Source organism: Arthrobacter sp. TmtSoilC51 (assembly GCF_055388015.1).
In genome coordinates, this window is the sequence record NZ_AP035877.1 from 897,019 (window position 1) to 914,938 (window position 17,920).

Annotated in this window: 20 protein-coding genes and 1 tRNA gene; 14 read left to right on the top strand and 7 right to left on the bottom strand. The window is 62.8% G+C overall.

What is annotated here, in order from left to right; translation table 11 throughout:
- The first annotated feature begins 12 nt into the window (after nucleotides 1-12).
- The 7 genes from ACZ5G6_RS04280 (at nucleotide 13) to ACZ5G6_RS04310 (ending at nucleotide 5,233) form a co-directional block, all read left to right on the top strand.
- Nucleotides 13-777: an MBL fold metallo-hydrolase gene (locus tag ACZ5G6_RS04280; RefSeq protein WP_498689625.1), complete on the top strand. Its 765-nt coding sequence runs from the start codon at nucleotides 13-15 to the stop codon at nucleotides 775-777.
- Nucleotides 774-1,598, top strand: coding sequence for an MBL fold metallo-hydrolase (locus ACZ5G6_RS04285; protein ID WP_223935901.1), 825 nt, complete (start codon nucleotides 774-776; stop codon nucleotides 1,596-1,598). The genes ACZ5G6_RS04280 and ACZ5G6_RS04285 overlap by 4 nt, the downstream gene beginning before the upstream one ends.
- Before the next feature lie 38 nt (nucleotides 1,599-1,636).
- On the top strand, nucleotides 1,637-2,569 hold the full coding sequence (locus ACZ5G6_RS04290; RefSeq protein ID WP_223935902.1) for a polysaccharide deacetylase family protein: 933 nt from the start codon (nucleotides 1,637-1,639) through the stop codon (nucleotides 2,567-2,569).
- A complete protein-coding gene (locus tag ACZ5G6_RS04295) occupies nucleotides 2,569-2,994 on the top strand; it encodes a cupin domain-containing protein (RefSeq protein ID WP_223935903.1) in 426 nt (141 codons plus the stop codon). Before ACZ5G6_RS04290 ends, ACZ5G6_RS04295 begins: the two co-directional genes overlap by 1 nt.
- 63 nt (nucleotides 2,995-3,057) lie before the next feature.
- Entirely contained in the window at nucleotides 3,058-3,780 is a 723-nt protein-coding gene (locus tag ACZ5G6_RS04300) for an aldolase/citrate lyase family protein (protein ID WP_498689632.1), read from the top strand.
- Between the two features lie 113 nt (nucleotides 3,781-3,893).
- Entirely contained in the window at nucleotides 3,894-4,511 is a 618-nt protein-coding gene (locus ACZ5G6_RS04305; RefSeq protein WP_223935905.1) for a cupin domain-containing protein, read from the top strand.
- Nucleotides 4,512-4,513: 2 nt separating this feature from the next.
- The gene (locus tag ACZ5G6_RS04310; protein WP_223935906.1) at nucleotides 4,514-5,233 is read left to right on the top strand and encodes a maleate cis-trans isomerase family protein; all 720 of its coding nucleotides are present in this window, start codon (nucleotides 4,514-4,516) and stop codon (nucleotides 5,231-5,233) included.
- Between the two features lie 12 nt (nucleotides 5,234-5,245).
- On the opposite strand, the gene ACZ5G6_RS04315 is transcribed toward ACZ5G6_RS04310, so the two are convergent.
- On the bottom strand, nucleotides 5,246-6,175 hold the full coding sequence (locus tag ACZ5G6_RS04315; protein ID WP_223935907.1) for a polysaccharide deacetylase family protein: 930 nt from the start codon (nucleotides 6,173-6,175) through the stop codon (nucleotides 5,246-5,248).
- A gap of 92 nt (nucleotides 6,176-6,267) precedes the next feature.
- Here ACZ5G6_RS04315 and ACZ5G6_RS04320 point away from each other — a divergent pair, with 92 nt between their 5' ends.
- Genes ACZ5G6_RS04320 through ACZ5G6_RS04330 form a run of 3 tightly spaced genes read left to right on the top strand, consistent with a single transcriptional unit; the run spans nucleotide 6,268 to nucleotide 9,268 of the window.
- The gene (locus tag ACZ5G6_RS04320) at nucleotides 6,268-7,641 is read left to right on the top strand and encodes an amidohydrolase family protein (protein ID WP_498689637.1); all 1,374 of its coding nucleotides are present in this window, start codon (nucleotides 6,268-6,270) and stop codon (nucleotides 7,639-7,641) included.
- Complete coding sequence (locus tag ACZ5G6_RS04325; protein ID WP_309931025.1) at nucleotides 7,638-7,853, top strand: hypothetical protein; 216 nt, start codon at nucleotides 7,638-7,640, stop codon at nucleotides 7,851-7,853. The genes ACZ5G6_RS04320 and ACZ5G6_RS04325 overlap by 4 nt, the downstream gene beginning before the upstream one ends.
- Complete coding sequence (locus ACZ5G6_RS04330; protein ID WP_498689639.1) at nucleotides 7,850-9,268, top strand: amidase; 1,419 nt, start codon at nucleotides 7,850-7,852, stop codon at nucleotides 9,266-9,268. Before ACZ5G6_RS04325 ends, ACZ5G6_RS04330 begins: the two co-directional genes overlap by 4 nt.
- 67 nt (nucleotides 9,269-9,335) lie before the next feature.
- On the opposite strand, the gene ACZ5G6_RS04335 is transcribed toward ACZ5G6_RS04330, so the two are convergent.
- A tRNA-Thr gene (locus ACZ5G6_RS04335) sits at nucleotides 9,336-9,408 on the bottom strand.
- Between the two features lie 219 nt (nucleotides 9,409-9,627).
- On the opposite strand from ACZ5G6_RS04335, the gene ACZ5G6_RS04340 reads away from it, so the two are divergent.
- Nucleotides 9,628-10,359, top strand: a complete 732-nt coding sequence (locus tag ACZ5G6_RS04340) for an HAD family hydrolase (protein WP_223935911.1) — start codon at nucleotides 9,628-9,630, stop codon at nucleotides 10,357-10,359.
- A gap of 21 nt (nucleotides 10,360-10,380) precedes the next feature.
- Here ACZ5G6_RS04340 and ACZ5G6_RS04345 read toward each other — a convergent pair whose 3' ends face one another.
- The 3 genes from ACZ5G6_RS04345 to tmk are packed head-to-tail and all read right to left on the bottom strand — an operon-like array spanning nucleotide 10,381 to nucleotide 13,822.
- On the bottom strand, nucleotides 10,381-11,991 hold the full coding sequence (locus ACZ5G6_RS04345) for an alpha/beta hydrolase (RefSeq protein ID WP_498689645.1): 1,611 nt from the start codon (nucleotides 11,989-11,991) through the stop codon (nucleotides 10,381-10,383).
- Nucleotides 11,992-11,999: 8 nt separating this feature from the next.
- The gene (locus ACZ5G6_RS04350; RefSeq protein WP_498689648.1) at nucleotides 12,000-13,151 is read right to left on the bottom strand and encodes a DNA polymerase III subunit delta'; all 1,152 of its coding nucleotides are present in this window, start codon (nucleotides 13,149-13,151) and stop codon (nucleotides 12,000-12,002) included.
- Nucleotides 13,148-13,822, bottom strand: coding sequence for a dTMP kinase (gene tmk / locus ACZ5G6_RS04355; protein ID WP_498689651.1), 675 nt, complete (start codon nucleotides 13,820-13,822; stop codon nucleotides 13,148-13,150). The genes ACZ5G6_RS04350 and tmk overlap by 4 nt, the downstream gene beginning before the upstream one ends.
- Nucleotides 13,823-13,896: 74 nt before the next feature.
- On the opposite strand from tmk, the gene ACZ5G6_RS04360 reads away from it, so the two are divergent.
- Entirely contained in the window at nucleotides 13,897-15,081 is a 1,185-nt protein-coding gene (locus ACZ5G6_RS04360; RefSeq protein WP_498689653.1) for a trans-sulfuration enzyme family protein, read from the top strand.
- 10 nt (nucleotides 15,082-15,091) lie between these two features.
- Nucleotides 15,092-15,433, top strand: coding sequence for a DUF2516 family protein (locus ACZ5G6_RS04365; RefSeq protein ID WP_216921243.1), 342 nt, complete (start codon nucleotides 15,092-15,094; stop codon nucleotides 15,431-15,433).
- Between the two features lie 6 nt (nucleotides 15,434-15,439).
- On the opposite strand, the gene ACZ5G6_RS04370 is transcribed toward ACZ5G6_RS04365, so the two are convergent.
- Nucleotides 15,440-16,261 carry a class I SAM-dependent methyltransferase gene (locus ACZ5G6_RS04370; RefSeq protein ID WP_498689655.1) on the bottom strand — a complete coding sequence of 274 codons (822 nt, stop codon included), beginning with the start codon at nucleotides 16,259-16,261 and terminating at the stop codon, nucleotides 15,440-15,442.
- Nucleotides 16,262-16,340: 79 nt separating this feature from the next.
- Here ACZ5G6_RS04370 and ACZ5G6_RS04375 point away from each other — a divergent pair, with 79 nt between their 5' ends.
- The gene (locus tag ACZ5G6_RS04375; protein WP_223935917.1) at nucleotides 16,341-17,087 is read left to right on the top strand and encodes a phosphoglyceromutase; all 747 of its coding nucleotides are present in this window, start codon (nucleotides 16,341-16,343) and stop codon (nucleotides 17,085-17,087) included.
- Between the two features lie 147 nt (nucleotides 17,088-17,234).
- Here the strand turns inward: ACZ5G6_RS04375 and phoU are convergent, their stop codons facing one another.
- Entirely contained in the window at nucleotides 17,235-17,888 is a 654-nt protein-coding gene (gene phoU, locus ACZ5G6_RS04380) for a phosphate signaling complex protein PhoU (protein WP_498689657.1), read from the bottom strand.
- Nucleotides 17,889-17,920 lie beyond the last annotated feature (32 nt).

Genomic DNA, 17,920 nt, shown 5'->3' on the forward strand with positions numbered 1-17,920 from the left:
GAGGAGAAGCCGTTGAATCCACGCACAGCCCAACGGGCGGCGGTCACCGGCGCCCACAGCCTCATTGGAGACCGTGTTCATCGTTTGGGAGCAGATATCGTCCTGGATGAAAACGTCAGTTGGTGCCCTCCCGGCACCCGGACCACCCAGCCTGTCAATTGCTACCTCATTAAGGGAGACAACGGCTCGGTGCTGGTGGATACGGGTATCCGGCTTCATGAGGCCGACATCATCCGGCAGTTGGACTCACTCCTGGAACAGGGGGAACCGCTCGTTGTGGTGCTGACACGAACGGAAATGGAGTGTTGCCTGAACCTTCCGGCCATCGAAGCACGGTTCAACGTCGAATCGGTCTGGTACACCGGCGGAATTACAGTGCCGAGGATGGCTGCCTCACCGCAGCGCATCATGGTCAATCCTGGAACATCGCGTGAAGTGGAGGTTATGGACGGCCTGACCTTGGAGTTCGTATCGCCGTTGATGCGGCTGCTGCCAACACTGTGGATCTTCGATCCAGTCTCCAAGGTGCTCCTGACCTCGGACGCATTCACCCATCGCTACCCAGGCAGCTCCACTGCCGCGGCGGGACTGCAAAAATTCCAGTGGTTTGGCCGGGCTGATACGCGCGGCATCGCAAGGGATGTTGAAGAAACAGTTCTCCGGCGGGAGGTTGAGGCAATCGGACCCGGGTACGGCGAGCCAATCGTTGGCGTGGGCGAATCTGCTGCCGAGGCCGCCGCCCTGGCCGAGGCCATCAGGAAGGTGGGTATCCAGTGAGTGCCGAGGTTTCAGGCGGTGAGCCCGCCAACGGTCGCGTCATCGCAGAAGGTGTGCATTGGCTGGGCGGTTGCCTGTCCGCCAACGCCGAGGGACAGGAAGTCCACTACCACGTCTCGTCATACCTGGTGGTGGGCTCCGAAGCCTCGATCCTGGTGGACACGGGAGATCCCGCGCACAGGGATACGGTGCTGGCGGAACTGGAGAATGCGCTTGGAAGCCGATCGCTTGATTACGTGTTTCCAACGCATCCGGAAATCCCGCATGCTGGCAATCTTCCGGTTCTGCTGGAGCGTTATCCGTCGGCCGTCGTTGTGGGCGACGTTCGTGACTATGGGCTTCATTTCCCCGAGTATGCCGATCGTCTGCAAGCCAAGCGTGCTGGGGAGTCGGTTGACCTGGGGGACAGGGAGTTCCATTTCCTTCCGGCTTACATTCGTGACCTGGAAAACACTCTCTGGGGCTACGACTCCGGTGCGGGGATCATGTTCGTTTCCGATGGCTTTTCCTACATCCACGACATACCGGGACCGGATGAGGACGACGAACCCGTGCATCTGCCCGGGCAGTGCCGTTTGCTCTCCTCTGAGATGCCGGAACCGCCGTCCGTGGAACAGGCGGCGTATGGCACGGGCCGTGCCCTCTACTGGACCAAATTCGTTGATGTCGGCAGTGCGTTCCGAAGCATCGAGGAATCCTTGGAAAACTACCCAGCCAGGTTGATAGGGCCTGCCCACGGAAACGTCATTGACGACGTCCAGGGCATGCTCAAGACATCACTGGCTGCCCACCGCAAGGTTTACGAAGGGCGGCGGGTCTGAATGAACTCCCGTCACCATGAACAGCAAGGAGCGAGTCAATGCGGGACCTGATTGGATATGGGGAGAATCCCCCGATTGTCACCTGGCCCCACGGCGCCAAGGTTGCCGTCTCCTTGGTGCTGAACTACGAGGAAGGCGCTGAAAGTTCGATCGAAGCCGGCGATGAGCGGGACGAGGATGTTTCGATCTTTGGCGGGTGGTCCGCTGATCCCACGCGGCGCAGCCTCATGAAGGAGTCCTTCTTCGAATACGGCAGCCGCGTTGGCATCTGGCGGTACCTGGGCCTGTTGCGGGAGTACAACGTTCCAGCAACCGTCATGGCTTGCGGGGCTGCCCTTGAAAGGAATCCGGATGCGGCCGTTGCTATTGTCCGGGACGGTCATGAGATCTGCGCACACGGCTACAAGTGGCGCGGAACCGTGGGTATGGAACCCGAGGAAGAACGGCAGGAAATCCGGAAGTCGTTGGCCGCCGTCGAGGCCGTGTCCGGAGTGCGGCCGGTGGGCTGGTATGTCCGCGAGGGCATCACCGAGAACACGCGAACCATCCTGGCCGAGGAAGGCGTTCTTTACGATTCCAATTCCTATGCAGACGATCTTCCCTACTATGTGAAGGCCGGCACGCACAATCACCTGGTGGTGCCATATTCGGGTGACACGAACGATGCCCGTTTTTGGGGCAACGGTAGCCTCGGCACTGCGGAGGACTTCTTCAACGTGTTGAAGGACTCACTGGACTGCCTGCTGATTGAGGGCGAAACGGTTCCCAAGATGATGTCTGTCGGGCTGCATTTGAGGATCGGCGGCCGGCCCAGCGTTGCCTACGGCGTGCGCCGTTTTCTGGAGTACGCGCTCGCCAAAGAGGGCGTCTGGTTCGCCACGCGCGAGGAAATCGCACGGTGGTGGATGGAGCACCCGCCTGTTGAGGCCAATGCCACGCCGGTCGGCGCTGCTTTCGAAGGGGCGGCCTGATGGGAACAAGAGACGGCGAAACAGCGACGGTAACCATCGATCGGCTCGTGCACAACGTACACGAGCAAGGCTTTACTGCACTGGACAAGGTAGGGCTGAACGGGCAGCGCGACCAAGGCCTGGTCAGCACGCTTATCTCCCGGGACCTCAGCGGTTCAGATGATTTGTGCGTCAGCTGGGGCCGGATCCTTCCCGGTCAGCACCACCTGTGCCACCATCACCCGGACGCGTCAGAGTTTTATGTTGTCATCAGCGGGACCCCGATTGTCCATCTTGGCGACCTTACGTACCGGGCAAAACCGGGGGATGGCATTTACATCCCCCGCGGCACTACCCACGGACTCACCAACGACGGCTCGGAAAATGTGGATCTCGTAGTTGGTGTGAGCAAGCCTGCTGACTGGCAATTCGTCCCGGATGAGTGAAGTCTCCAACGGGCGCTCAAGGCCAGATCCATTCGTCATTATCACCTTCAGGAGGACCCACACGTGACCCAGGAACAGTCTCCGATCCTGAAACGCAGCGTTGGCATCATTACCGCCGACCCCACTCCTACCCTGCTGGCCCTCCTCGCCCACGCCGAGGTGGACTTCCTGGTCCTGGACGCTGAGCAGACAGGGATTTCCATCCGCCAGTGCGGCGATGTAGTGCAGCGCTTGGCTGGCACCGCGGTGCGCGTGGCAGTGCGGGTTCCGGACCTGGAACCGAACACACTGGTGGCTTTCGCGAACACTGGGGTTGGCGAGATCGTCCTTCCGCAGGTGCGCACGGTGGACCAACTCGAACGGGCCTACGAGGCCACGAGGTACGCCCCCCTGGGATCGCGCCCTCACCAAGTGAACCCCGCTTCGTCCTTTGGCATGGACTATTCCTTCTCTCCGTTGCTGACCGTGTTGTTCGAGACGGCGGAAGCTGTGGAACGCGTCAAGGAGTTCGTTGACAGTGAAGCATTTGGCGGAGGCTGGGTGGGCCCGACGGACCTCGCCGCAGACCTCCGTCGACATGGAGAGGAGCGTCCGGAAGCGTTGCAGGAGGCCATCCAACGTGTGGTGGATATTGTCGCAGGTGCCGGCTGCAGCATCGGGTTGCCAGCGCCGGCCATGGCTGACGCGGCCACTGTTTTCCGCCGTGGAGCTGACCGATGCGCCGTGTATTGGGAGAAAGAGGTTGCCTCCATGTTGACTGGTTACGCCGGGTTGCGGGCGGCGTGAGCAACCTTGCCAAGGGGGCATCCGTCGTCGAATCCGGTGTCTTCAAAAAGGCAACCAACCGAAATCATCTTCGATATACTGACGCAAAACCGAGGACTAATGAAGGAGTCGTCGTGGACGGTACGGACACAGCACAGGGCGAAGTAGCCGAGTCCCTGGAACGCGACTTCTGGATTGCACATCTCGGGGCCATGATCAAGCAGCAGCGCCTCGGCCGCTTCACCGTGGAGGAACTAGCCGAACGCGCCGGCGTCAGCGCGGGACTCATCAGCCAGATCGAGCGCGGAATCGGCAACCCTTCGTTCGCAACGCTGCTTCGCTTGGCCAATTCGCTGGACCTTCCGCTGGCAAGCATGTTCATGGACCCCAATGAGGGCCAGGACCACATGCTGGTACGCCGGGCCGACCGGCGACGCATCGAAATTCCTTCCCAAGGCATCATCATGGAACTGATCGTTCCGGATTCGGAGCGCAAGCTGGGCGTCATCAGCATGACCATTCCAGCCAACTTCGAGGGCGCGCACGTTCCGCACTCCCACGAGGGCGAGGAATGTGTCATCCTGCAGGCCGGCACCCTGGTGGCGACCGTCGGTGGCCAGGATTTCGTGCTCGAAGCCGGCGACAGCCTAACGTACGACGCTTCCTTGCCGCACTGGTGGAGCAACCAAACGAATTCCGCCGCAGTCATGCTCGCCATCTCCACGCCGCCCTCTCTCGGCAAAGCGCACTAACCGTGGGCGCTCCCGGCCCGGAGACCAGGCTTGGCATCCTGGTCCCGTCGAGCAATTCGAATGCGGAAACCCTCACAGCATCGATCCTTGCGGAACAGCGCGACCTTGGGGTGCACTACAGTCGCTTCCGTCTGCCTCCAAGGCTTGATGATCCAGTTGACCTGGGCGTCCTCGGAGAGGCTCCTTCACTGTTGAATGACGCCGAGCTGCAAGCCATCGCCTTCCACGGCACATCCGGTTCCTGGACGGGCATCGCAGGCGATCAGGGACTTTGTGCCGGGCTTGAGTCGGTGTGCGGTGCGCCCGCAACCACTGCATCCGTGGCCGTCGTCGAGGCCCTCTCAGCCTTGAAGGCGACGCGCGTCGGGCTCGTTTTTCCGGGGCCCGGCACTATTGCATCCCTGATTCAGGGGGAGTACGCCGCCCACGGCATTGACGTCACAGATATCTCGGTTCCGGAGGTTGTCATGACCAACCCGGAAATAGCCCGGCTGGACCAGTCCGGCGTCGAGGGGCTGATGAGGCCCGCCTTCACTGCGGACATAGATGCCGTGGTGTGTATCGGAACCAACCTTCGCTCGGGCTATTTCGTGGCCGGCCTTGAGCAGGAATTCGGCATTCCCGTAGTGGACAGTGCCATCGCGACTATTTGGCACCTGCTCCGCATTGCCGGGGTCGCTCGGCCGATCCCGGGATGGGGAGCGCTGCTGGCCTTGGAGTAGAAGCGGGTGGCCCTACGACGCCGGAGACCCACCCGCCGTAGTCTGCTCCGCCGTCGTAATGTGCAGCCAGGCATTGACGATGTCCTCGCGCGTTGCGAACCAGACATCTTTGTGGCGCGCGTGGGCTATGAACCGCTCGAGCGCCACTGCGTACGCTGGCCGTCCAATAAGCCGGGGGTGTAGTCCGACGCTCATCACGGAGGGGCCGCCGCGGGGATCTTCGAGCAGCATGTCCAAGGCGGCGGTGAGGTGGTTGCCGAACGCTGTGGCGGTTGGGAATTGCTTGAACAGCCCGGAATCGTTGGTATCGCCTGCGTACGGCAGGACGGGAAGGCGCGGGTTTCCCTGGCCACTGCCCCAATGAGGCAGGTCGTCATTGAAACTGTTCGATTCGTAGGAGAACCCGTTGGTGGCGAGCACCTGGCGGGTCCCCGGCTTGAGTCCATCGCGCGAGTACCAACTCGTGGGGACGTGGCCTGTGCTCTCCTTGATCGCATCCCTGGACGCGACAATCAGGCGCTGCTCCGCGTCGTCGTCGAGTTCCGTGTGGGTGTCCCACTGGTGCCCGTGATCTGCGATCTCATGTCCGTCGCGGACCAACGCGGCAGCAATTGGAGGGTTGAGCTGCAGCGCTACGGCACAGCAGAATGCGGTGGCCTGGACGCCGTGCTTGCGCAGGATCCTCAGCAAGCGCCAGATGCCGGCCCTGGAGCCGTATTCGAACGCCGATTCCAGGGTGACGTTCCGTACTGCTGCTGGCTGGGCGGGAATCCAGTGTGCCGCCAGGTCGTCGGCCTTGTCGCCGCGGGCGATGCTGCGCTCAGCGCCCTCTTCCACATTGATCACCAAGGAAACCGCCACCCTGGCATTGCCCGGCCAGCGGAACTCTGGCGGCGTTTCGCCATATCCGACGAAATCCCGCTGCGTGGGTGGTTGTGCCATTGGCTTCTCCATTTCGGGGGTTCCTGCGCCGCAGCGTTACGGCTATAGTGAAGCAAACTTCGATATGATGAAACTAGCCGAGAGGGGCCTGAATGTCTACGCTCATCCGCGGAGGCACCGTCATTACGGCGTCGGGCGATACAGCCATCGACGGCGGCGCGGTAGTCATCCGCGATGGCCGCATTGCGGATGTGCTCCACCGATGGGATGCAGATCAGCCGTTTGACGGCGAAGTGATTGAGGCGTCCGGCTGCGTCGTCATGCCAGGACTGATCAATATCCACACCCACGGAGTGACCCCGGGCCCGCTGTTCCCGAGTGCGGCACCGGCGCTGCCCGCCGAGCGATGGATGGCGAACCTGGACAGGCACCTTCTGGCGGGAACCACCACAGTCCTCAGCCTCTGTGGTTTCGCCTCCATGGACGATGTCCGCGAAGCAGACAAAAGGCACGCCGTGCACGTCCGTGGTGCAACGACGCATCTACCCCATTGCTTGCGGGCCGCAGCTCTGGCGGACGGCCGGGGTCTTACAGTCGAGGCGGGCGAACTCACCGTTGAGGCGATGCTCGACGACGGCGCTGTCGCCATCGGTGAGTTGGGCGGTGGACAAACCCTGGGCGGCGGAGGGCAGGACCTCGTCTACATCCCTGCGGCCATCCAAAAAACCTCCGGCATTCGAGTCACTATTGATCAAGCCCGCCGCATCAAGGAAGCAGTCCTGGGCAGGTTCATCGACGTCCGCGCATTCGATCCGGCAGCCCTTGCGGAGGCGGCCCAGGACGCTGGCCTGGCCGACGCCTTCACGGCTACCCAGTTGGCGAAGCTCGTCAGGGACACCGTGATGCCGTCGTTTGTCCCGGCCATCGAAGGAATCAGGGAGGGCGTCCGTGCAGCGTCGAAGTTTGGCGTGCCAGCCATCGTACACAGCGCATCCGCGACCTCCAGCGTCCTAAGGGAACTGATGCCCGAGCTTGATGGAACGGGAGCCACGGTCATTGCGGCGCACGCGAACCACCCATCACATACACCGGCCGAGGCCTACGAACTGGCTGTCCTGGGTAGAAGAATGGGTTGGCCGGCCGAGGCTTCAGTGTTTGATCTGCTGCACCGCCAGCGAACGGTGACGACGCGCGAGCACTGGGACTTGCTGCTTCAGGAACCCGGACTGATCTCAGTCATCGGGACCGACTATGGACACGACGGGGATCATGACGAGCTAATCTCTGCCGTCCAGGATATCGCGGTGCACGGACACCGATCCTTGGCAAGTGCCGTGGCGATGGCAACCTCTGCCGTGGCTGATCTGGTCCCGGGCATCGCACCCGGAAGCGGGCGGCTCGAGGCTGGGCGAGTCGGGGATGTAGTGGTCGCCAACGCCGAGGATTTCAGGGACGTGCGTTTTGTTCTGGCAGACGGCGTCTGCGTGGTTCGCGATGGACGGCTCACCCCGGAGGCGCACCGATGAGTCAACCATCCAACAAGGCGCTGCCGTTGAGCAGTCACCAACTGGCAATCGTCCGTGAGCTGGTTGGAGCTTCGATTGCCCAGCAGGACCTTCCCGCGCTGGAGAGTGCCTACCGCGACTTCCGGACTGGGATGGATTCCCTGAAGGCTGCCTTTGAACAGCAAATCCTTCTGGAAAAGGAGACCGACGCAAAACGGGAGGTGAATCCTTGACGGAAGCGTGGGAACTGGGCATCGCGGAAGCAGCCGTACTCATCCGGCGCCGCCACCTGTCCGCTGTTGAACTGCTCGACTCTGTTCTGGATCGTGCCCGGGCCACAGAGGAGTATGCCCAGGCGTGGGCGCATATCGACGAACGCGGCGCACGTGAAGCGGCCCGCATCGCCGATGACCTGGCCGTCGGGGGCCAATTCGCAGGCAGCCTTCACGGGATCCCCATCGGAGTGAAGGATGTCATAGACGTCCAGGGGATGCCGACGGAAGCCGGCTCCGAAAGCCTCCGTGGGAATATCGCGCTGGACGATGCCGGAGTGGTACGCCGACTCCGTGAAAGCGGTGCCGTTATTCTCGGAAAGCTTCAAACACACGAGTTCGCCTTCGGACAGGGAACTCCGCCGTCGCGGAACCCGTGGGGTCCTGACAGGTACGCAGGAGGCTCATCCGTTGGATCGGGCGTTGCCGTTGCCGTGGGCTCAATTCCCGGGGCGCTGGGCACTGATACCGGTGGCTCCGTCCGGAACCCGGCCGCCATCAACGGGCTGGTGGGACTCAAGCCAAGCTACGGCGTCGCTTCTTCCTCCGGCGTCCTTCACGTAAGCCACACCATGGACCACGTGGGACCTATTGCCCGGAGCGTCGAAGACTGCGCGGCACTTCTGGACGGCATGATGGAGCCACACGGGATGGCACTGCTTGGGGGGCCCGTGTCAGCCCAAATGCGTGACGCCCCTGTTCCGGTCAGGCTTGGGGTCGATCGCAGAATGTGGTCGGAATGGGGAGTTACCGCGGATGTCAGGGAAGCTGTGGAAGGGGCTTTGCGCGTACTCACGGACCTTAAGTTCGAGATCGTGGAACTTCCGCTACCCGAACTTGACCTTGCCCTGCACGCCAGCGTGGCAATCTCGCTGTCCGAAGCTGCCCACCATCACCGCGCCCGGCTGGGAAGCGCTGCCGAACGATATTTGCCGGCAACCCGCATCATGATCGAGACGGGTGCGCTGGCTTCGGAGGAGGACCTTCAACTGGCGTGGCAGGTAAGGGAGCACCTCCGGTGGTTCTTGCCGCGCGCCATGGCACGAGCTGGAGTGCACGGACTCGTGTCGCCTACGCTGCCGGCGATTGCCCCGTTCGCCCGCACTATGTCCTCTGAACTCACCGGTTCCCCCGGAGAGGATTCCCTTTCGGCTGCCCTTCGCATGCTTTCAGCTGCGAACCTGACCGGAATGCCCGGGGTGAGTGTTCCCTGTGGCTTCGCAAGCGGGCAGCCCGTGGGCCTGCACATCATGGGACCGGAACACACCGATGCCACAGTGCTGGCCATCGCCCACGCCTATGAGCGCGCCACGCAATGGAAGGGATTCGTACCGGTGCATATGCTGCCGCACACTGTGGGTAGGCGAGGTATCTGACTCCCAGGGAACGGGAGGAAAACACGAGAACCCCCGGAAATCTATGATTTCCGGGGGTTCTCTGCCGAGCTTCCTATCAGAATCGAACTGATGACCTTTTCATTACGAGTGAAACGCTCTACCGACTGAGCTAAGGAAGCACCGCGTTCATCACCGGTTTCCCGGGCGATCACGCAAGACATAACTGTAATAGAGGCACCGCGCCCGGGTCAAAACGAGGGCGGTGGCGGCCGTTGCGGGGATGTTCACCTGCACGTCGGGCCGGGTTCAATCGGCCTTTTCCCGGCCGCCGGAGGCTGGGAAATCAACGGTGCCGGGTTACATCCGGCCCCGCAAAACCAGCCGAAGGAGCCGCACAAATGACCGGGGACACAATGACCAGGGATAACAACAACACTCCCACCCGGCTGCGGCTGGCCGTGGTGGACATGGTGGGGACCACCATCACAGACGATGGGCGCACGGAGCGTGCCTTGTCCCGGGCCTTGGTGGAGCATGGCGTAGAACCCGGCAGCAGCCGCTTTGAGAGCATGCTCGGCTACGCACGTGACACCATGGGATTCTCCAAAATGGCCGTCTTCGGGGACCTTTTTGGTGACCCTGGTGTTGCAGAGAGCGCGAACAAGGTCTTCGAGAAGGCTTACGACGAGTTGATTGAGGACGGCGGTATCCGCGCGATTCCCGGCGCGGAGGATGCCATCATCTGGATGCGGGAGTGCGGAATGCAGGTCTGCCTTGCCACGGGCTTCGGCCGCCACACGCAGAACATGGTGCTCGAATCACTGGGCTGGATGGGCTTGGCGGACCTCAGCTTGTGCCCTGCGGATGCTGGACGGGGACGGCCCTACCCGGACATGATCCTGACAGCGTTGCTCGCCTTGGACTTGGATGATGTTCGTGAGGTGGCCGTCATCGGCGACACCAGCTCAGACATGCTCTCGGGAGTCCGTTCGGGCGCGTCGCTCATTGCCGGCGTCCTCACTGGCTCGCACTCTGAGGCGACGCTGCGCGCAGCGGGCGCCACCGTCGTCGTGGATTCCATCAAGCAGCTCCCGCTCCTGTTGGAGAAACGCGAAGCCAGGCACGTTTAGCACGCTTAGGTCAGGGGAGCCCTAGCACTGGAGCCCGTCCTGCGGCAGCTTGCCGTCAACAAAGTAATCGTCGACGGCGGTGCTGACGCACGAGTTCGAGCGTCCGTAGGCTGTGTGCCCCTCACCTTCCCATGTGACCAGGGCTGCGTTTTCAAGCTGCTTGCGCAGCGACTGTGCCCATTCGAGGGGCGTGGCCGGGTCTCCGGTTGTGCCGATCACGACGATAGGGGAGGAGCCGCTGTATTCCACAGGGGCAGGAGTGCGTGTGTTCTTGTAGGGCCAGTCCTTGCAGGTGACTCCACCGTAGGCGAAGTAGGAGCCGAATGTTGGGGATTCCTGCTTGAGCCGGGCTTCCTCCGCCCGCATTCCGGGCGTGTCCGTGACCATCGGGTAGTCGAGGCAGTTGATGGCTTGGAACGCGAAGGCGGAGTTGGAACTGTACGTACCATTGGCCTCGCGGTCTGCGCCGAGATCGGCAATGCGCAGCATCTGGGACACGTCGCCGGAGAATGCACTGTCCAAGGCCTGGGTCAATGCTGGCCAGCTTTGGTCGTCATAGAGGGGAAGGAAGAGCCCGTTCACAAACTCGGTCCCGGTAACCAGCCTCCCGTCCTTGGCGGTTTGGGGATTCTGGTCCACCGCGTTGATGAGATCCCTGATTTCCTGGATTCCGTTATCAACGGAGCCGCTGAGGGGGCATTCCTTTTGCCGAAGACAGTCGTCCACGTAGGTGCGGAGGGCCTTTTCAAAAGCCCTCGCCTGGCCAGCGGTCAGTTCCTCGTTGCTGATGGAGGGATCCACGGCACCATCCAAGACCAGATGGCCGACGTTGCCGGGGAACAGCGCCGCGTAGGTTGAGCCCAGGAAAGTACCGTAGGAGTAGCCAAGGTAATTGAGCTTGGCATCGTTGACCACGGCGCGCAGGATGTCCAGGTCCTTGGCAGCACTGACGGTATCAATGTGTTCCAGCACGGGGCCGGTCTTCTCGACGCACTTCTGAGCCAGAGACTTATTGAAAGCCAGTGCGGCCGCCAATCCCTGGTCCGTTTCCTTCCGGAATACTTTTTCGCGCGCGGCATCCCGTTCGGCATCCGACATGCAGGTGACCGGTGCGGACCGCTTCACGCCGCGGGGGTCGAACCCCACCATGTCGAAGTTGGCGCGCAGCTTTTCGGTGAAGTGCGTGTTTCCCGCATCCTTGACGAAATCGACGCCGGAGCCGCCCGGACCTCCTGGATTGACCAGGATGGAGCCCTGCTTGGTGCCCGTGCTCCGCAATTTGATGGCGGAAAGCGTGATCTCCGCGGAGTCCGGGTTGCCGTAGTCCAGGGGAACCTTTATCTCACCGCACTGGAACCCGTTCTCGCACGAGCTCCATTTCACCGTCTGTGAGTAGTACTTTTCGAGACCTTTAGGCGCCGAGGCCGCGATGGACGGGTCAACAGTGCTGGTGCTCGGCTTCGCTGTAGGTGTTGGCAGGAAGGGCAACGAGCATGCACTTAGCACCAGCAGGGAGGCAAGGGCCAGACAGAGGGCCGCAAAACCCCGCCGCCGGGCACCTCCATCCGCAGCAGGCTGGACAGACCGGTCCCTTGAAAGGGCACCGGCGGGCCGGCGAAGTGCGGACTTCATGCATTCTCCTATTGCTGGATGAGGCTCGTCGCCATGGACTCGATCGCCAACAGCGGCGCGACGTTGGTGGTGGTAATGCGGACACGGGCCTTGTTAATGGCGTCCATGCGGGCGAGGGTGGTCTCCGGGGCTGAGTGGGCGGCGTATTCTTCAAGTTCGCTCTTGAGCTCAACGTTGACCAACTCCACCGCGTTCCCCAATTGGATGATCAACACATCCCGGTAGAAGGACAACAGATCCGTCAGCGTGCGGTCCAGCGAGTCCGTGATGGAGCGCTTCGCGCGGCGTTTCTGGTCGTCTTCAAGCTGCCTCACCTGGCTCCGCATGGACGGCGGGAGTGTGCCTGATTCAGGTGCGCCAAGGCTGGCCAGCAATGCAATTTTTTCAGCCGCATCACGTTCGTCGTTGGAGCTGTTGGCCTCGTCCGTGGCGATCTTGACCAGCTTTTCGGCCATCATCACCGCAGCAGTAACGCCGCGGAGGCCCAGCGGGATGCGGACCGTCTCCAAACGTCGTTCCCGGGCATCGGCGTCGCGGGCAAGCCGACGGGCGATTCCGATGTGGCTTTGAGCCGCCCGCGCGGCGCGATCGGCCAGTTGGGGCTCCACGCCGTCACGCCTGACCAGCAGCGCTGCGACATCGGACGCAGGCGGGAGCCGGAGACTGACAGGACGGCAGCGCGAACGGATCGTTACCAGCACATCTGCCGGCGACGGTGCGCACAACATCCAAATGGTGCGGGGTGTCGGTTCTTCGATCGCCTTCAACAGGACGTTGGTTGTTCGCTCTGCCATGCGGTCCGCGTCTTCAACGATGATGATCCGCCAGCGTCCCGTGGCAGGCCGGTCACCGGCCTTGGACACCAGGTCCCGGGCTTCGTCGATGGTAATGGTGACCTTTTCGGTCCGCACGAACGTCACATCCGAGTGCGTCTCGCCAAGGATGGTGTGGCACGCGGCGCACTCGCCGCACCCACGTAAGGAAACGTCATCCTGCTCGCAGTTCAAGGCAGCGGCGAAAGCCTTGGCAGCATTGGAACGGCCCGATCCCGGAGGGCCGGTGAAAAGCCAGGCATGGGTGAGGCCGGTGTCGCCCTGCGCTGCCTGCTTGAGCTGGGCAACCACTGGCGCCTGGCCCTGGAGGTCGTCCCAAACGCTCACAGGTGGTTTCCCGAAATGCGCTCGCCCAGCCCGCGCTCAGCCAGCAGTGATTCCACGCGCTCCAGGATCTGCGCGGCCAACGCCTCAATCCCGGACCTGGCCGGCAGTACGAGGTAACTTGAGGGAGCGGCCGCCGCCAGGTCGAGGAAGGCGTGGCGGATGGTGGAATGGAAGGCATCGGGTTCGGATTCCAAACGGTCCTCAGCCGCCGCTCCGGCGATGCGGCGTTGACGCCCGTCCGAGGGCTCGACGTCGAGAAGCACCGTCAGGTCCGGATGCAGGCCTTCCGTGGCCCATTCGTTAAGGGAAAGGACACCCTCAGCACCCAACCCCCGGCCGGCTCCCTGGTACGCGACTGAGGAGTCAATGTAGCGGTCGGTGATGACAACCTGCCCCGCCGCAAGTGCCGGGCGGATCACCTGGCTGGCGTGCGCTGCACGGGCCGCGGCGAACATCAGGGCCTCTGTACGGGCATCGATGGTGCCATGGCCATGATCCAGCACCAGGGAGCGCAATTTTTCGCCGATGGGAGTCCCGCCGGGCTCGCGCGTACGCAGCACGGACAGGCCCCGCGAGCCGAGGGCATCACAGAGCAGGGCAGCCTGGGTGGACTTGCCCGCTCCATCTCCGCCCTCGAAAGCAATAAAAAGGCCGGCGCTCTGAATACTCACTTGTCTAGCCTACCGATCACGGGCAAACCGTAACGGCTTTCATCCACAGGCTGACCCGCGGCTACGCTGAAACCATGAGCCTTTCCGATCAGCGCGCCGCCGATTTGTCCCCGGAAACCGTTGTGGTGGCTGCCGGCCGCCCCGAGCGCAAACACGATGAACCGGTGAATCCGCCGATCGTCCTTTCCTCCACATATTTTGGAACTGGTTCTCTTGGCGACGGCGATCGCGGCTATGGTCGCTACGCCAACCCCACCTGGGACCCGTTCGAAGACGCCCTGGGCAAGCTGGAAGGCGCGGCGCTGCCCGGTCTGCTCTATGCCTCGGGGCTTGCCGCCGTCAGCTCAGCCCTCTCCTTGGTACCGGCCGGTGGCGTTGTTGTCATGCCATCACACAGCTACTCGGGATCGTTGGTCATGGCGACGGAACTCGCGGAGAAGGGCTTCCTGGAGCTCCGCATCGTGGACATTACGGAGACGGACGCGGTGAAGGCGTTGATCAGCCCGGAAGAGGGCAAAGCCGCGGACCTGCTCTGGCTTGAGAGCCCCACCAACCCCATGCTCGGCATCGCCGATGTCCGCGCGCTCACGGACGCCGCCCACGCGGTGGGCGCAATCGTGGTCACTGACAATACTTTCTCCACACCCTTGGTGCAGCAGCCCCTGGGCCTGGGTTCCGACGTCGTGCTCCACTCGGTGACCAAATACCTTGCCGGCCATTCCGACGTCGTACTTGGCGCCCTGGTGACCTCCAATCCGGAACTGCGCGCCACGCTCCTGCACCACCGCATCATCCACGGCGGCATCGCCGGACCGTTCGAAGCGTGGCTGGCGCTGCGCGGACTGCGCACCCTCGCGTTGCGGATCGAGCGTTCCCAGGCCTCGGCCGCCACCCTCGCCGAACGGCTCCGCAGCCATCCCCGCGTCGAGACCATCCGCTACCCGGGCCTCGCGACCGATCCGGGACATGAGCGCGCGAAGGGGCAGATGAAGGGATTCGGTTCCATCCTCTGCATCCAGATCGCCGGTGACGAGTCCCGCAGCGGCGCTGACGCCGCGGACGAACTGGTCCGCGCGCTGCAGCTCTGGCTCCCAGCGACATCTTTGGGCGGCGTTGAGTCGCTGATCGAACGCCGACGGCGGCACGCGGCCGAGCCCACCAGCGTCCCGGAAAACCTGGTCCGTTTGAGCGTGGGCATCGAGAACGTGGAAGACCTCTGGTCCGACCTTGAACAAGCACTGAAGTCGCTGGACGGTTAGGCTAAGGGGCGTGGACGGAAAATTCTTGATCGCGATTGTCACCAACGCGGTCTACTTCATCCTTGGCTTGGTGGCCGTTGTCCTTGAACTGTGGGCGTTTGTGGATTGCTTGCGCCACCGGCCAACCCTGTTCGTCGCTGCCTCCAAGCGCACCAAGACTTTCTGGCTGGCGCTCACGGGCGTTGCTTTCGCAATCGGCGCGTTGACCCTGTTGAGTGGTGGAAGCGGCCTTGGCCTGTTCGGCATCGCCGCAGTGACGGCGTCCTGCGTCTACCTCGCGGACGTTCGCCCGGCAGTCCGCGAAGCGGGCAGCGGCGGCAACCGCAACGTGGGTCCTTACGGTCCCTGGTAGAGGACGCTACTTCGGCGCAACAGCGTCCCAGGCCACCGTCACTTCACCCAGGCGCCACCGCGCGGGGCCATCCTGAAGCGGCCACCCGGCGTCGCGCAGTAAGCGGCACATTGCCGTCCAGCGCTGCCGGTTGCCGAACGACGCCAGCGGCGCGGCCTCCAGCCAAGCCTTGTCCATGGCCTGCAGGAATATGTGGATGGGTTCTCCCGGCACATTCCGGTGGATCAAGGCTTTTGGCAGCCGCTCGGCCACTTCCGAGGGCAGCTCGAAACTGCCGAACCGCACAGAGAAACTGAGGCTCAGGGGCCGGTCCCGATCCAAGGCCACCCACGTGACACACCGGCCGATTTCATCGCAGGTGCCGTCAATGAACAGGCCTCCCGAAGCCAGGCGCGACTGCACCAGCGCCCAGATCCCAGCCACGTCCGCCTCTTCGTACTGGCGGAGTACGTTGAAGGCCCGCACAAGAACGGGGTTGCCAGGAACAGGCACTTCGAAACCGCCCACGTGGAAGCTAAGTCCGGGACGTTCCAGCGACATCGCCGTGCGAACCCTTTCAGGCTCAATCTCGATCCCGCAGACGCGAACATCCGCACGGACGGCCTGGAGCCGCTCAAACAGTTCGACGGCGGTAGCCGGCGAGGAGCCATAGCCCAGGTCCACAACCAAAGGGTCGACGGCGGCGCGGAGCCGCCACGCCTGCGGGCCGGAGAGCCACCGATCCAGGCGGCGCATACGGTTGGGATTCGTGGTGCCCCGCGTGACGTTGCCAACGGGTTTGCCACTTCGATTGCGGGAAGTACTCACCCGTTCCGCTTTTTGCACCACGGCCACCACTTTATCGGGGGCTCTGTTGAGAAACGTAACGCCCGGCAAGGCACAGGACCCCTCGGCTAGGATGAAAACCATGACTTACAAGCTGATTCTGCTGCGCCACGGCCACAGCGACTGGAACGCCAAGAACCTGTTCACCGGTTGGGTGGACGTTGACCTGAACGACCAAGGCCGCGCGGAAGCAGTGCGCGGTGGGGAACTCCTGGTTGAGAACAATATCCTCCCGGACATCCTGTACACCTCGCTCCTGAAGCGGGCCATCAACACCGCCAACATTGCGCTGGACAAGGCCGACCGAGGCTGGATCCCGGTCAAGCGCGACTGGCGCCTTAACGAGCGCCACTACGGTGCGCTGCAGGGCAAGGACAAGGCCCAGACCCTCGCCGAGTTCGGCGAAGAACAGTTCATGGAATGGCGCCGCAGCTACGACACCCCGCCGCCGCCCCTGTCCGACGACAGCGAATTCTCGCAAGCACATGACGTCCGCTACAAGGACCTCGGCGACGCCCTTCCGCGGACCGAATGCCTCAAGGACGTCCTGGTCCGCCTCCTCCCGTACTGGGAATCGGACATCAAGGAAGACCTCAAGGCCGGAAAGACCGTCCTGGTTACTGCGCACGGCAACTCCCTGCGCGCGCTCGTCAAGCACCTTGACGGCATCAGCGATGAGGCCATTGCAGGGCTGAACATTCCCACCGGCATCCCGCTGGTCTATGAACTGGACGAGGACTTCCAGCCCATCAACCCGGGCGGCACCTACCTCGACCCCGAGGCTGCAGCAGATGCGATTCTTGCGGTAGCCAACCAGGGCAAGAAGTAGGGCTTCGCGGTTCTACGCCGGGTGCTCGGTCGTTCCTCCCTTAGACGCAGTTCGCCCGCGGCACCAGCTACGGAGCAGATTAAAACGATGGCCGGTCACCTCAGGTGACCGGCCGCCGTCGTCATGCGGGAGTAATGCGGGAATTGGCTAGAAGCCCTCAGGCTGCCATTCGCCCGTCACCAAGTAGGTGACCTTGCGGGCAACGGAGACGCCGTGGTCGGCGAAGCGCTCGAAGTAGCGGCTGGCCAAAGCCACATCAACGGTGGTGGAAGCAGTTTCGTTCCAGTCCGGGGACGCAATGGCCTTGAAGACGCTCAGGTGGAGATCGTCTACGGCGATGTTGATCTTGAGGATGTCCCTGGCCACCTCAAGGTTGCGGGTCTCCAGGAGCTCGGTCACCTTGGCAGTGATATCGATGTCGTGCTGGGCCATCGCCTTGAACGTCTGGGTCATTGACGCCGGGATGACGGTGGCCGGGTAGCGCAGGCGGGCAAGCTGCGCTACGTGGCGGGCGAGGTCGCCCATGCGCTCCAGCGATGCACTCATACGGAGCGAACCAACAATCATGCGCAGGTCGCTGGCAACGGGACCCTGCAGGGCCAGGATGTCGATGGCACGTTCGTCGAGGCTGTTCTGCAGGAAGTCGATGCGGGCGTCTGCCGCGATGACGTCCTGGGCAAGATCGACGTCGGCGCCTTCGAAGGCCGTGGTGGCCTTCGTGATTGCTTCGTGAACCAGTTTGGAAATCTCGACGAGGTCGTCACCGACCTGGGTGAGCTCCTCCTGAAAAACCTTGCGCACTAAGGCGTCCTTTCCTTGGAAATCCCTTCCCC

Coding starts and splice junctions, on each gene's coding strand:
- ACZ5G6_RS04290 (WP_223935902.1), top strand. CDS start 1,637: ATGCGGGACCTGATTGGATATGGGGAGAATCCCCCGATTGTCACCTGG.
- ACZ5G6_RS04295 (WP_223935903.1), top strand. CDS start 2,569: ATGGGAACAAGAGACGGCGAAACAGCGACGGTAACCATCGATCGGCTC.
- ACZ5G6_RS04315 (WP_223935907.1), bottom strand. CDS start 6,175: ATGGCACAACCACCCACGCAGCGGGATTTCGTCGGATATGGCGAAACG.
- ACZ5G6_RS04320 (WP_498689637.1), top strand. CDS start 6,268: ATGTCTACGCTCATCCGCGGAGGCACCGTCATTACGGCGTCGGGCGAT.
- ACZ5G6_RS04325 (WP_309931025.1), top strand. CDS start 7,638: ATGAGTCAACCATCCAACAAGGCGCTGCCGTTGAGCAGTCACCAACTG.
- ACZ5G6_RS04340 (WP_223935911.1), top strand. CDS start 9,628: ATGACCGGGGACACAATGACCAGGGATAACAACAACACTCCCACCCGG.
- ACZ5G6_RS04345 (WP_498689645.1), bottom strand. CDS start 11,991: ATGAAGTCCGCACTTCGCCGGCCCGCCGGTGCCCTTTCAAGGGACCGG.
- ACZ5G6_RS04360 (WP_498689653.1), top strand. CDS start 13,897: ATGAGCCTTTCCGATCAGCGCGCCGCCGATTTGTCCCCGGAAACCGTT.
- ACZ5G6_RS04375 (WP_223935917.1), top strand. CDS start 16,341: ATGACTTACAAGCTGATTCTGCTGCGCCACGGCCACAGCGACTGGAAC.